13 protein-coding genes are annotated in these 13123 nt (G+C 62.3%); 4 read left to right on the top strand and 9 right to left on the bottom strand.

Annotated elements, in window-relative coordinates:
• Positions 1-16: 16 nt before the first annotated feature.
• Positions 17-631 carry a CDP-alcohol phosphatidyltransferase family protein gene (locus QCE58_RS06070; RefSeq protein ID WP_008350520.1) on the bottom strand — a complete coding sequence of 205 codons (615 nt, stop codon included), beginning with the start codon at positions 629-631 and terminating at the stop codon, positions 17-19.
• A gap of 230 nt (positions 632-861) precedes the next feature.
• Here QCE58_RS06070 and QCE58_RS06065 point away from each other — a divergent pair, with 230 nt between their 5' ends.
• The 3 genes from QCE58_RS06065 (at position 862) to xth (ending at position 3323) form a co-directional block, all read left to right on the top strand.
• Positions 862-1491: a lysophospholipid acyltransferase family protein gene (locus QCE58_RS06065; RefSeq protein WP_250521030.1), complete on the top strand. Its 630-nt coding sequence runs from the start codon at positions 862-864 to the stop codon at positions 1489-1491.
• Between the two features lie 32 nt (positions 1492-1523).
• Positions 1524-2453: a phosphatidate cytidylyltransferase gene (locus QCE58_RS06060; RefSeq protein WP_250521029.1), complete on the top strand. Its 930-nt coding sequence runs from the start codon at positions 1524-1526 to the stop codon at positions 2451-2453.
• A gap of 87 nt (positions 2454-2540) precedes the next feature.
• Complete coding sequence (xth, locus tag QCE58_RS06055; RefSeq protein WP_008350523.1) at positions 2541-3323, top strand: exodeoxyribonuclease III; 783 nt, start codon at positions 2541-2543, stop codon at positions 3321-3323.
• 17 nt (positions 3324-3340) lie between these two features.
• Here the strand turns inward: xth and ntrC are convergent, their stop codons facing one another.
• The 3 genes from ntrC to glnA all read right to left on the bottom strand — a co-directional run bounded on the left by ntrC (position 3341) and on the right by glnA (position 7655).
• Positions 3341-4831: a nitrogen regulation protein NR(I) gene (gene ntrC, locus QCE58_RS06050; RefSeq protein WP_008350524.1), complete on the bottom strand. Its 1491-nt coding sequence runs from the start codon at positions 4829-4831 to the stop codon at positions 3341-3343.
• A 100-nt stretch (positions 4832-4931) separates the two neighbouring features.
• Positions 4932-6074: a nitrogen regulation protein NR(II) gene (glnL, locus tag QCE58_RS06045; RefSeq protein ID WP_008350525.1), complete on the bottom strand. Its 1143-nt coding sequence runs from the start codon at positions 6072-6074 to the stop codon at positions 4932-4934.
• Between the two features lie 165 nt (positions 6075-6239).
• Positions 6240-7655 carry a type I glutamate--ammonia ligase gene (gene glnA, locus QCE58_RS06040; protein WP_008350526.1) on the bottom strand — a complete coding sequence of 472 codons (1416 nt, stop codon included), beginning with the start codon at positions 7653-7655 and terminating at the stop codon, positions 6240-6242.
• Between the two features lie 346 nt (positions 7656-8001).
• Between glnA and QCE58_RS06035 the strand changes: the two genes are divergently transcribed.
• The gene (locus QCE58_RS06035) at positions 8002-8466 is read left to right on the top strand and encodes a rhodanese-like domain-containing protein (protein ID WP_008350527.1); all 465 of its coding nucleotides are present in this window, start codon (positions 8002-8004) and stop codon (positions 8464-8466) included.
• Between the two features lie 9 nt (positions 8467-8475).
• Here QCE58_RS06035 and QCE58_RS06030 read toward each other — a convergent pair whose 3' ends face one another.
• From QCE58_RS06030 to QCE58_RS06010, 5 genes are all read right to left on the bottom strand, one after another.
• Positions 8476-9171: a copper homeostasis protein CutC gene (locus QCE58_RS06030; protein WP_250434386.1), complete on the bottom strand. Its 696-nt coding sequence runs from the start codon at positions 9169-9171 to the stop codon at positions 8476-8478.
• Positions 9168-9986, bottom strand: a complete 819-nt coding sequence (locus QCE58_RS06025; RefSeq protein ID WP_250434384.1) for a molybdopterin-binding protein — start codon at positions 9984-9986, stop codon at positions 9168-9170. Before QCE58_RS06025 ends, QCE58_RS06030 begins: the two co-directional genes overlap by 4 nt.
• 25 nt (positions 9987-10011) lie before the next feature.
• Positions 10012-10863, bottom strand: coding sequence for an EI24 domain-containing protein (locus QCE58_RS06020; RefSeq protein WP_008350531.1), 852 nt, complete (start codon positions 10861-10863; stop codon positions 10012-10014).
• 76 nt (positions 10864-10939) lie between these two features.
• A complete protein-coding gene (locus QCE58_RS06015) occupies positions 10940-11959 on the bottom strand; it encodes a sterol desaturase family protein (protein ID WP_008350532.1) in 1020 nt (339 codons plus the stop codon).
• Between the two features lie 81 nt (positions 11960-12040).
• Positions 12041-13054, bottom strand: coding sequence for a beta-propeller fold lactonase family protein (locus tag QCE58_RS06010; protein ID WP_034474119.1), 1014 nt, complete (start codon positions 13052-13054; stop codon positions 12041-12043).
• Positions 13055-13123: the final 69 nt, after the last annotated feature.

Raw genomic sequence — 13123 nt, 5'->3', positions numbered from 1 at the left:
ATGTTGCAGGTAACGCTTAACGGCCCGTTTCACGCGATAAGCGAACGCCCATCGCGACGCGTCTGATCGCAGTCAATACCGCGAGTGCGATCAGTGCACGCCACAGCCAGACAAACGTCGAACCGACCGGCAGCCCCATTCCGAACCAGAGCGCAAATGCCCCGAGCGCCAGCGCGCGGTCGCTCTTGCCGAATGGCCCGTCGTAGCGACGATCCGCGCCGGCCAGTGGTCCGATCAGTCCCGCGCACTCGACTACGCACGCCGTCCAGGCGAAAAGCCACACGTCCGATGGCGCGAAAGCCGGCACGGCCAGAAACGGCAGCACGAGCGCCGTGTCCGAGATCACATCGCCTAGTTCGTTCAGGTAAGCGCCCAATGCGCTCTTATGGCCGTGTTCGCGCGCAAGCATGCCGTCGATGGCATTCAGCGCCATGCGGATGAAAAGCCACAGCGGAATGAGCAGAAACAGACCGCGCTCGGGATAACCGAGCCACGCCGATGCACCGACTGCCATCGATCCAAGCATCGCGGCTACCGTGACCTGGTTTGCGGTCACGCCTCGCCGCGCGAGCCAATTTGTGAATGGACGAAGCAGAATTTGGAAGCGCGGCTTGAGTGCGTAGAGGCTCATTGCGATGTTTTCGCCGGTTCGTCGACCATGCCTGACGTCCCGATGGATCGAAAAAGCCGCTACTATCAGGGCACTTTTGCATCCCGTCAACCGTTAGGATTGCAGAGCCTCTTTGTTATGCAGTTCTGTTATCACTTGCTAAACATCTGACACATCTTGTCAAGACCACTTGCTCCGTCGATGCGCATGTGAACGGAATATAAATAAGCAATCCACACCACTACCGACTCATGAAACGGATATATGCCTGGCAACGCGATTTACTGTTATCTCTCGTTCGGTTGGTCGCTGGAGCCTACCCAGTCTGTCATGTCCCTCGTGCAGGCGAAACTCAACAGATCTACTTCTCGAATCACACGAGCCATATCGACACACTCGCTATCCTCGCTGCGTTGCCGCGCAGTTTGCGCGATTCCGTGCGGCCCGTTGCTGCGCGCGACTACTGGAACGCCAACGCGCTCAAGCGACATATCGCGCAGAAACTGCTGAACGTCGTGCTGATCGATCGTCGACGCGAAGGAGATGGCGATCCGCTCGATCCGGTTCGCGATGCGCTCACGAAGGGGCATTCGGTGATTATCTTTCCCGAAGGCACACGTGGCACGGATGCTTTGCCGCAAGGCTTCAAGAGCGGACTCTTTCATCTGGCAAGCGAGTTTCCCGGCATCGCCCTCGCGCCGGTCTATCTCGAGAATCTTCAGCGGATCATGCCCAAGGGCGCGATCTGGCCGATTCCGTTGATCTGCAAAGTCCATTTCGGCGCGGGCGAAGCGCTTCGGGCGACCGATGACAAATCTGCTTTTCTCACACGCATGCGCGATGCGATCGTCGCGCTGGCGCCATCGGCTTGCTCAGACTGAGCTTGCTGCAACAACATCTCCGATTCTCGAACATGCCAGAACTGTTTTGGAAATTGATCGCGGGCGTGGCGGGCTTTCTCGCCGTCGCGACCGTGACAGGCGCCATCCTCGCCGCCCAGCCGAATGGCAAGAGCGCGACCATCGTCAACCTCAATGAACGCATCCGCGCGTGGTGGGGCATGGTCGCCGTCATGGCGATCGCCATTGGACTCGGCGAGACTGCAACTTATGTGGTCTTCGCGCTACTGTCATTCCTCACGTTGCGCGAGTTCATAACACTCACACCGACCACGCCGAGCGATCACTCGACGCTGTTCCTCGCGTTCTTTGTCGCGGTTCCCGTTCAGTACATTCTGCTTGGCATCAACTGGTACGGCATGTATTCCATCTTCGTACCGGTGCATCTCTTCTTCGCGATGTCACTGGTATCGGCGCTGACGCAGGATACGCGCGACTTTCTGAGTCGCAATGCACGCATTAACTGGGCGCTGATGGTCTGCGTCTACGGCCTGAGCCACGCCGCCGCGCTCCTGACACTCGACATTCCCGGCTATCGCGGGCAGAACGCGTTATTGCTCTTCTACTTCCTGCTCGTCGTGCAGATCAGCGATGTCTTGCAGTACGTCGTGGGGAAACTGTTCGGCAAGCGCAAGATCGCACCCGTGCTTTCGCCTTCTAAAACGGTCGAAGGCTTCGTCGGCGGTGGCGCGCTGGCGACCCTTTGCGGCGCGGCGCTTTACCGGATCACGCCATTCGGCTTCGGCGCGGCGCTCGGCATGTCGTTCGCCATCGTTCTGGCGGGGTTCATCGGCGGGCTGGTTCTTTCAGCGGTGAAGCGTTCGCTCGGCGCGAAGGACTGGGGCTCGATGCTCGCCGGACACGGCGGCATGCTCGATCGTGTCGATTCGATCTGCTTCGCCGCGCCTGTGTTTTTTCATCTGGTCAGATTCGTTTATGTGTGACGTCTGCGAGCCCGCCCCCGCCCCACCGCTCCGCTAGAATCGAGCCTTCAGCGCAACGGCCGCGCTCTACGAAGAAAACGGGCACTCATGAAAATCGCCACCTGGAACGTCAATTCCCTCAAAGTCCGCCAGCAGCATGTCATCGACTGGCTCGCGCTCTCGGGCGTCGACGTGCTGTGCCTTCAGGAACTGAAGCTCCCCGACGAGAAATTTCCCCGCGCCGAACTCGAAGCCGCCGGCTACAAAAGCTGGTTCGCCGGGCAGAAGACGTACAACGGCGTCGGCATTCTGGTGCGCGCCGATGCGGGCTTCGAAGTCGATGAAATCAGCGTCGTGCGCAACATTCCCGGATTCGAAGATCTGCAGCAACGCGTGATCGCCGCGACGATCGACGGCGTGCGCATCATCTCCGCATATTTCCCGAACGGACAGGCGCCCGGCTCCGAGAAATTCGCCTACAAGATGCGCTGGCTGGACGCACTGCGCGAATGGTTGCGCGAAGACATGGCGCGTCATCCGCAGCTCGCGTTGCTGGGCGATTACAACATCGCGCCGGAAGACCGCGACGTGCACGATCCGAAAGCATGGGAAGGCCAGAACCTCGTGTCGCCCGAAGAGCGCGCGCACTTCGCGCAACTCGTCGGGCTCGGCCTGACCGATGCCTTCCGCAAGTTCGAGCAGGCCGAGAAGCTCTTTACGTGGTGGGATTATCGGATGATGGCGTTTCGCCGCAACGCGGGGCTGCGCATCGACCACATCCTGCTGTCGGCGGAACTGGCCGCGCGCTGCACGTCATGCGAAGTCGACAAGGTGCCGCGCAAGTGGGACCAGCCGTCGGACCACGCGCCCGTGATCGCGACGATCGGCTGATCCCGTCGTAACGACGTTCACGCGTCGAGATGCAACTCCTGAATCTTGCGCGTGATCGTATTGCGGCCGATGCCCAGACGCTCCGCCGCCTCCACCTTGCGCCCGCGCGTGAAGTCGAGCGCCTCGCGAATCACCGCCGCTTCGAAACGGCGCGCGAGTTCGTCCATGACATCGGCGGAATTCTCGCGCAACAGTCGCGCGACTTCCGTGCGCAAGCCGTTCTCCCACACGCTCGCCGCGACGCCCGCCGGCGCCGCCGCGATCGGCGCGGATCCGGCGCCGTTCACGGCATTGGGAACCGGCGCGACCGCGCCATCCGTCGATACGGCGAGACTCTCGGCGCTCACCTCCTGACGCGACGTGAGATCGGGCGGCAGATCCTTCTGCTCGATCACCTGCGCGGGCGCCATCACCGTGAGCCAGTTGCACAGGTTCTCCAGTTGACGCACGTTGCCGGGAAACGGCAGCGACGCGAGATACGCGAGTGCATCGTCCGACACGCGCTTGGGCTCGACACCCAGATCGCGCGCGCTCTTCTGCAGGAAGTGTCGCGTGAGCAGCGGAATATCCTCGCTGCGTTCGCGCAACGCCGGCAGACGCAGCCGAATCACATTCAATCGGTGATACAAGTCCTCGCGAAACAAGCCCTGCCGCACGCGCGATTCGAGATTCTGATGCGTCGCCGCGATCACGCGCACGTTCGCCTTCAGCGGATTGTGCCCGCCCACGCGATAGAACTGCCCGTCCGACAGCACGCGCAGCAGGCGCGTCTGGAGGTCGAACGGCATGTCGCCGATTTCATCGAGAAAGAGCGTGCCGTTCTCGGCTTGTTCGAAGCGGCCCTGACGCATCGCCTGCGCGCCGGTGAACGCGCCGCGCTCGTGCCCGAACAGTTCGGACTCCAGCAGATCCTTCGGAATCGCCGCCGTGTTCAGCGCGATGAACGGTCCGTTTGCGCGTGGGCTATGTCGGTGCAAGGCGCGCGCGACAAGCTCCTTTCCGGTGCCTGATTCGCCCGTGATGAGCACGGTCGCCGCCGAATGCGACAGACGGCCGATCGCGCGGAACATGTCCTGCATCGCGGGCGCCTGACCGAGCATCTCGGGCGTCTCGGTCACGCGCTCGTCGACCGACGCTTCGCCGCGCATGCTTTCATCCACGGCGCGGCGGATCAGCTCGACGGCCTTGTCGACATCGAATGGCTTGGCGAGATATTCGAAGGCGCCGCCCTGAAACGCGGCCACTGCGCTGTCGAGATCCGAGAACGCCGTCATGATGATGACAGGCAAGCCCGGCAAGCGGTCGCGCACGGTCTGCAGCAGTTCCAGCCCGGACCCGCCTGGCATGCGGATGTCCGAGACGAGCACTTGCGGGCTTTCTCCTTCGAGCGCGGCAAGCGCGTCGCGCACGCCGGAGAAGCTGCGCGTCGTGAAGTTTTCTCGTGCGAGCGCCTTTTCCAGCACCCAGCGGATGGATTGGTCGTCGTCTACTATCCAGATCGGCTTCATATCGTTCGGCGAGAAGTCTTCGTGTGGTTCGGTGTGAGCCCGTCGAAACGGTCAGGCGTCAAAGCATGCGGCACTACGTTCCTTGGCGTGAAGTCGCTGGTCAATTCTCGAACGGCAACAGGATGGCGAACTCGGTACAGCCCGGCCGGCTTTCCACTTCGATCAGCCCATCGTGCTGATGCACGAACGACTGCGCGAGCGTGAGGCCGAGACCGCTGCCGTCTTCCCTGCCCGATACGAGCGGAAAGAAGATCCGGTCGCGGATTTCGCTGGGGATGCCGGGACCGTTGTCAGTGATATGCAAGTCCAGTGCCAGTTTGTGCAGCTTCTTGCCGATGGTCACCTTGCGCGCGATGCGCGTGCGCAGCTCGATCTTCGCATCGCCTTGTGAGATGCGTTCCTTCAGCGCTTCGGCCGCGTTGCGCACGATGTTCAGCAGCGCCTGAATCAACTGTTCCTTGTCGCCGCGCAGATCGGGCACGCTCACGTCGTAGTCGCGCTCGATCGTGAGGCCGCGCGGAAACTCCGCGAGGATCACGGCGCGCACCCGCTCGCAGACTTCGTGGATGTTCACGTCGCCCACGATATGCGGATGCCGGTGCGGCTCCAGCAAGCGATCGACGAGCGTCTGCAGCCGATCCGATTCCTTGATGATGACCTGCGTGTATTCGCGCAGTTCGTCGCGTTCGCGCGCGCCGAGTTCGAATTCGAGCAACTGCGCCGCACCGCGAATGCCGCCGAGCGGATTCTTGATCTCATGCGCGAGATTGCGGATGAGCTGCTTGTTGACCGCGGTGAGATCGTGGATACGCTCTTCGCGGTCCGTGCGCAGATGTCGCTCGTTCTCGAAGAGTTCGAGCAGCACGTATTCCGGCGCGGCTTCGAGATAGCCGACGATCGCATGCACATGCACCGGCTCGCGATTCTGCCTCTCGAGCACCGCGTCGAGCCGCGTCGCATTGAAGCGGTTCTCGGCGATCGACGCGATCGTGGTCGCGAGCTCGTCCGCGTTCGCGAAGAGGTCGGGCCAGTTCGTCTGCGTCAACTGCTTGCGCGACATTTCCAGCATCGCTTCGGCCGATGGATTCGCATACGCGATCCGCAGATTGCGCACGTCCAGAACGAGCACGTTCGTGGGCAGCGCCTCGAAGCCGGGCAGCAGTCCGCTTGCCGCGAGCTGCGTATTGTCGGAGAGCGCATCGGCGTGGCCTTTGCGCGCCTTGATCAGATTCTTGAGCACCATCGTGCAGTCGATGAGGTCGTTCGTGACACCGATCTTCTTATCGTTTCATGACACTGAGCAGCGATTAAAAAAGGGACGGCGCGCCGTCCCTTTGGATCACTGTTCAGCACACGTCGCGCGCCTCATCGGACTGCTCACGACAAAACGCGCTTCGATCATGCTGCTTTACAGCGAGTAGTACATCTCGAACTCGATCGGATGCACCGCCTGACGATAACGCTGCAGCTCGTTCGTCTTCAGTTCGATGTATGCGTCGAGCATCGAATCCGTGAACACGCCGCCGCGCGTCAGGAACTCGCGGTCCGCGTCGAGTGCGTCGAGCGCCTGGTCGAGGCCCGCGCAAACGGTCGGGATCTTCTTGTCTTCTTCCGGCGGCAGGTCGTACAGATTCTTGTCCGCGGCTTCGCCCGGGTGAATCTTGTTCTGCACGCCGTCGAGACCCGCCATCATCAGCGCGGAGAAGCACAGGTACGGGTTCGCGAGCGGATCCGGGAAGCGCGTTTCGATACGGCGGCCCTTCGGATTCGAGACGTGCGGAATACGGATCGATGCCGAACGGTTGCGAGCCGAGTAAGCCAGCTTCACCGGCGCTTCGAAGTGCGGCACGAGGCGCTTGTACGAGTTCGTGCCCGGGTTCGTGATCGCGTTCAGCGCGCGCGCATGCTTGATAATGCCGCCGATGTAGAACAGCGCGAATTCCGACAGACCCGCGTAGCCGTTGCCCGCGAACAGGTTCTGACCGTCCTTCCAGATCGACTGGTGAACGTGCATGCCCGAACCGTTGTCGCCGACGACCGGCTTCGGCATGAACGTCGCCGTCTTGCCGTACGTGTGCGCCACGTTATGAATGATGTACTTCATCTGCTGCAGCCAGTCCGCGCGCTGAACCAGCGTCGAGAACTTGGTGCCGATTTCGTTTTGGCCCTGGCCCGCCACTTCGTGGTGATGCACTTCGACCGGAATGCCGATCTGCTCGAGCAGCAGACACATTTCCGAGCGGATGTCCTGGAACGTGTCGACGGGAGCGACCGGGAAGTAGCCGCCCTTCGTGCCCGGACGGTGGCCGGTGTTGCCGCCTTCGAATTCCTTCGCCGACGACCACGGTGCTTCTTCCGAGCCGATCTTCACGAACGTGCCCGACTGGTCCGTGTTCCACTGCACCGAGTCGAAAATGAAGAATTCCGGCTCCGGACCGAAGTAGGCGGTGTCGCCGAGGCCCGAGCTCTTGAGATAGGCTTCCGCGCGCTTCGCGAGGGAACGCGGGTCGCGCTCGTAGCCCTTGCCGTCGGCCGGCTCGACCACGTCGCAGGACAGAACCAGCGTCGATTCTTCGAAGAACGGGTCGATGAAGGCGGTGTTCGCGTCCGGCACGAGCAGCATGTCCGACGCTTCGATGCCCTTCCAGCCTGCGATGGACGAACCGTCGAAAGCGTGGCCGCTTTCAAATTTGTCTTCGTCGAATGCCGAGACCGGCACGGAAACGTGTTGTTCTTTGCCGCGCGTGTCGGTGAAGCGGAAGTCGACGAACTTGACGTCCTCGTCCTTGACGAGTTGCATGACGTCGGCCACGGATTTACTCATTACCTATCTCCTGATTAACAAAAGTCGGCGAATCGCTTCGCCGCCCCGACCAATCCTGTACATCGATTCAATCGAGGATGGAAAAGCAGCTTCCGTGCCAAGCGCACCATCTTCGCGCTAAGCGCTTGAAGCAGCGCGCGTTTTGGGTGAAACCACTTCGCTTTCGATGGCGGCGTTCGTGTCGCCGTCTCCGCGTCGAGCACCAAATCAGTGCAGCACGGTTTGTCTGATATTTCTTCAGCACTTTTATAGTGCATCCGAGTCTTCTTGCACCAATTTCGCGCGCGGCGTCGAAACTGCGCGCCACGCTAGAATGATTCTTTGCGCCTACGGAGACCCATACGTCATGAGCACGCTCGAACAGCTGTATGCCCAGGCCGGCAAACGCGCCGCCGAAAACAATCTGACCTACGCGGGCGCGTTCTCACCCGCCGAAGCATTTGAATTACTGCAACTCGACCCGCGCGTACGCCTCGTCGACGTTCGCACCCGCGCCGAACTCGATTGGGTCGGCCGCCCGGCCATCGATGGCGCTCAGTACGCGCACATCGAATGGATTCGCTACCCCGGTTCCGTGCCAAACGCCGAGTTTATCGAACAATTGCGACAGGTCGCCACCCCGGATACGCCTGTCGTGTTTTTGTGTCGCAGCGCCGCGCGCTCGAAGCTCGCTGCGGTCGCGGCGCAGAAGGAAGGCTACGCCCAGGCGTACGACCTGCTCGAAGGCTTCGAAGGCGACAAGGACGGACAGGGGCATCGGAAAACGGTATCGGGATGGTGTTTCCGCAAGCTGCCCTGGATCGGGGCTTGAAGGTTTTGCTCAAGCACGCGCGTCGAGCAAGGTGCGCACGCGCCTGACCCTCGCTTCATCGACGGGCGCCAGAGACTTCCCATCGACGCGCACGCCCGAGCCAAAGTGCACCGCTTTCACGCGCGTCGATGCGACGAACGGCGCGACCGCATCGACGGTCAATCCGGCGCCCGCCAGAATCGCGCAGCGCGTTCCCACCGCGTTTTCGACGAGCTTCGAAATCGTTTCCTGAGCGTCCAGCACGGAAGGCTTGCCACCCGACGTCAGCACATTCGTGACGGCACCGAACTGCAGCAGCGTATCGAACGCAGCGAGCAGATCGCGTGTTTCGTCGAATGCGCGGTGAAACGTGAGCTGCAGGCCATCCGCTGCTTCGATCACGCGCGCGAGGCCGTCGGTGTCGACGGAGCCATCGGCGCGCAGCATCCCCACGACGATCGCGTTCGCGCGCGTCTTCGCGATCGCGCGAACATCGCGCAGCATGACCGCGTAGTCGTCGGCATCGTAGACGAACGAGCGGCTGTGCGGCCGCACGATCACGTTCACCGGAATCCCGACCGCCTCGATCACCGATTCGATCAGGCCGATGCTCGGCGTCAGTCCGCCCTCGCCCATCGCGGTGATGAGTTCGAGACGGTCCGCGCCGCCGCGCTCGGCTGCCCGCGCGTCGGCGACGGTCGTGGCGATCACTTCCAGCAGCGTCACTTCGCTTCCTCCGACGGCACTTCCACGACTTCACCGCCGAGCGCGATCACGCCCTCGCGCAGCACGTCGAACGCCGCGTTCGCCTGCTCGGGATCGCCCTTCACGCCCAGATCGATATGCGCGCGCTCGTAAAGCGCCCCGCGCGTAGCATCGCCGACGCTCGGCAGGCTGAACGCACGCACGCCCTCGAAGTCGCGCTCGATCGAAACCATCAGCGGCGTGATGCGCGACTCGGGCAGGCCGAAGACGAGCAGCGACCGCTCGACATGCGGCGTCGCGTGATGCAGATGCGCGTACTTCGTGTCGAGCACCCATTCGATCATCGGCCAGGCCATGACCGGAAAGCCCGGCACGAAATGATGATCGCCGACCGAAAAGCCCGGAATCTTGTTGTAGCTGTTCGGGATGATCTCTGCGCCGCGCGGAAACGTGCCCATGTTCAGCCGATGCAAGTTCTCCGGCGACTCCAGCTCGACCGGCTTGCCCGCCTGCGCCGCCGTATCGCGGATGCGCGCGCGGATCAGTTCCGCCGCTTCGGGATGCAGCTCCAGCGGCACGCCGAGCGCCTTGGCGGCGCACTGGCGCGTGTGGTCGTCGGGCGTCGCGCCGATGCCGCCCGTCGAAAACACGATATCGCCCGATGCGAACGTGCGCGCGAGCGTCGCGGTGATGCGCGCGGGATCGTCGCCGACGTATTCGGCCCAGTCGAGCGACAGGCCGCGCGCGCCCAGCAGTTCGATGATTTTCGGCAGATGCTTGTCGGTGCGGCGGCCGGACAAGATTTCGTCGCCGATGATGATGACGCCAATGCCCATGAATGCCCCTTTGCTTTTTTCGTGCTTACAGTGAAACGTCGCGGGATTCGACCGTGATCGCCGGGAATTGCGGCTCGCTCGCGCGCAAACGCTCCAGCGCGTGCAGGCAGTAATGCGCGAACCAGAGCGCCGAAAACACGAGGATGAACGCATACGCCCAGATCGTCACGGCGGCGACGACCGGAAAGAGCGGCAAGAGCCAGACGGACCATGCCCAGAGCATCGTCGGGACAGAACTGAGCAGGCCGCTCACGATGCCGATCGCAAGCAAGGGCCAGCGTGCATCGCGCACGATCGCGCGGCGCTCGTCGGCGCTCGCGTGAAGCGCGAGCGCGTCGTAAGTCATCACGCGATACGTGAGCCAGCCCCACAACAGCGGCGGAATCAAGGCGAAGAACGGCGGAATGAGCCACAGCGGCAGCGTGACGACGAGCAGCACGAGACAGACGACCGTGGTCACGACCGAGTGTCCGAGACTGCCGTACCACGAGCCGCCGCGCCGCTCTTCGAGCGATGAGTAATGACCTTTCGGGCGACGTGTGAGGAGCTTGACGACGCCCGGCATCGACAACGTGGCGATGAGCAGCAGCACCGTCACGACGATCAGCGGCACCGTCATGATGACGACGAGAAACGGCGCGATCACCGCGTGCAGCGACGAAAAGCCGACGGCATCGAAGAGACGGTACATCCACGAGGTCAGCGCCCACGCGCTGAGCCAGTCGTTGGCGGCGCCGGTAAGCGTCTGCCAGAAGAACCAGAGCACCGCACCCCAGACCACGGTGGCGACGCCGAAGGGCATCAGCGTCAGCCAGAGCATGCGCGGATGAAAGACGTTCGCAAGCGCGCGCACGAACGAACGCAGCAAGTCACTCATGCGTGTTTCTTAAAAGAAGAAGGAACCGACAGGATAAACCAGCGCCGCGCACGGGCGCTGGTCGAACCGGAGACGCTCAGACGGCCGCCGAGTTGTCGGAAGCGGACGCACCCGCACGGCGAGCGGAAAGGCGCGCGGCGATGCGTTTGAACGCGAGCCAGTGCTGTTCGACGAAGCCGTCGCCGTAATGGACGGGCGCAACGCCCGGCGCCCCGAGCTGGTCGCGGATGCCCGTCGGCTCGACGGTGCGGTCGAACGACGCCGAGCGGAAGATAATGTCCCAGAACGAGAACAGCACGCCGAAGTTGCAACCGTAAGTCGTGCCTTCGTGACCGAAGCCGATCGCGTGATGGCGGCGATGAAACGCCGGACTTACGACAATGCGCTCCCCGAGCCAGCCGAAGTGCATGCGGATGTTCGCGTGCTGCACGCTCTGCATGAAGTTGGTGATGGCGACGAGCACGACGAACTGCGACGGCTCCACGCCGATCACGAGCGCGACGCACGCGAAAAAGCTCGCCTGAAGAACGTCGTCGAGCAGATGGTTGCGGTCGTCGGTCCAGAGCGACATCTTCTGCTGGCTGTGATGCACCGCGTGCAATTCCCACCAGATGCCGAAACGATGCTCCAGCCGGTGATACCAGTATCCCGCCAGATCGAGAATGAGCAGATAGATGACGAACGTGACGAGCGGCTGCGTCGTCACGCCGGGCCACAGGTTGTCGATCTCGAGATTCGGCACGTTATGGAGGCGCAGCCAGCTCTGCATCGAATCGAAGAGCGGCTGGAACGTGAAGAAGAAAAACAGATTGAGGATGCCGAGCTTGACGATCCACGTGTAGAGCACGTCCACGCGCACGCCTTTGCGGTCTTTCCACTCCTCCGCCGGGCGGAAAGCTTCGAGCGGCCGCAGGATCGCGTACATCGCGAGCACTTCGAGCACGCCGACGATCACCCAGTACAGCGCGTCGTAGGTGTCTTCGTCGTAGTCCATCATGCCGATCTTGAACAGGACCGGCTGCACGACATCGACGTAGAGCTGCGTCTGAAGCCAGGAAACGAGACCGTCCAGCGACGAAAGAATGGAATGAAACATGGTGCTCCGTGGTGCGTGCGGCCGTCCGGGACCGGCCATCCCTCAATCGTAGTACAGGGCGCGAATGCGCGCCCTGTTTGCTTACGCCCCGTTCGGCGCCGTCACCGGCGCGCGATTGTAGAAGTAGATGCCGTGCGGCGAGCGGCCGACCTTGATGGTTTCGATCAGCTTACGATTCGCCAGGTCGATCACGCCGACGTGCTTCGCGAAGCGGAACGTAACCCACAGATACTTCTTGTCGGCGGAAAGTTCCATGTCGTCGGGGCCGGGCAAGAGACCGGTGATGTCGCCGACGTTCGTGAGCGTGTCCTCGTCGATGATGCTGATCGTGTTCGCCACGCGATTCGAAACGAGTACGTGCTTACCGTCGACCATCGAGCGGAAGTTGTGCGCGCCCTTGCCGGTCGTGATGGTCTTGACGACCTTCTGGTTGCGCCAGTCGACCACGGCCACGTAATCCGCGCCGGTCATGCCGACGAGCAGATATTTGTCGCCCGGCGTGAGCCAGACGCCCGCGGGCACCTTGCCGACCTTCATCTTCCATTTGACGGTCTGCGTCGGCAGGTCGATCGCCGCGATTTCGCCGGACACCTGCAGCGAGATGAACGCGGTCGAGCTGTCGTTCGTGAACGCGATGTGGCTCGGCATCGTGGCGAGCGGCAGGCGCTTCGCGACGCTCAAATTCTTGCCGTCGAAATGATAGATGTCGAGGCGGTCGAGGCGCAGACCCGTCGAGACGAACCATTTCTTGTCCGGCGAAAAACCGAGCTGATACGGATCTTCGATGTCCTGCACCCAGCGCTGGAACGCGCCGGTTTTCGGATCGACGAACATCAGGTTGTTCGACACCGAATTCGCAACGATCAGCGATGAGCTGTCGGGCGTGGGCATCAGGTGATGCGGCTCTTTGCCCGTCGGCACGGTGCCGACGACCTGATGCGTGTTTTCGTCGATGAGACTCAGCGTGGCTTCCGCCGAGTTGAGCACGATGACATTGTTGGCCAGTGCTGCGGAAGCGACCAAGGCGGCGCCGGTTGCGATGGCTGCGCGTGCGGCGAAGGCACGCACACGGCCGGAACGGAAAATATTGCGCATGAAAAGTAGGCTTCGGAGGGCAGGCGTCATTGTAGAACGTTTGCCTCCCGCGGCGGGTTGACGAGCGAG

The sequence above is a fragment of the Caballeronia sp. LZ028 genome, from assembly GCF_031451415.1.
Taxonomy (GTDB): Bacteria; Pseudomonadota; Gammaproteobacteria; order Burkholderiales; family Burkholderiaceae; genus Caballeronia; species Caballeronia zhejiangensis.
Note: the sequence above shows the minus strand (reverse complement) of the source record. Positions and strands in the feature narration are given on the sequence as shown.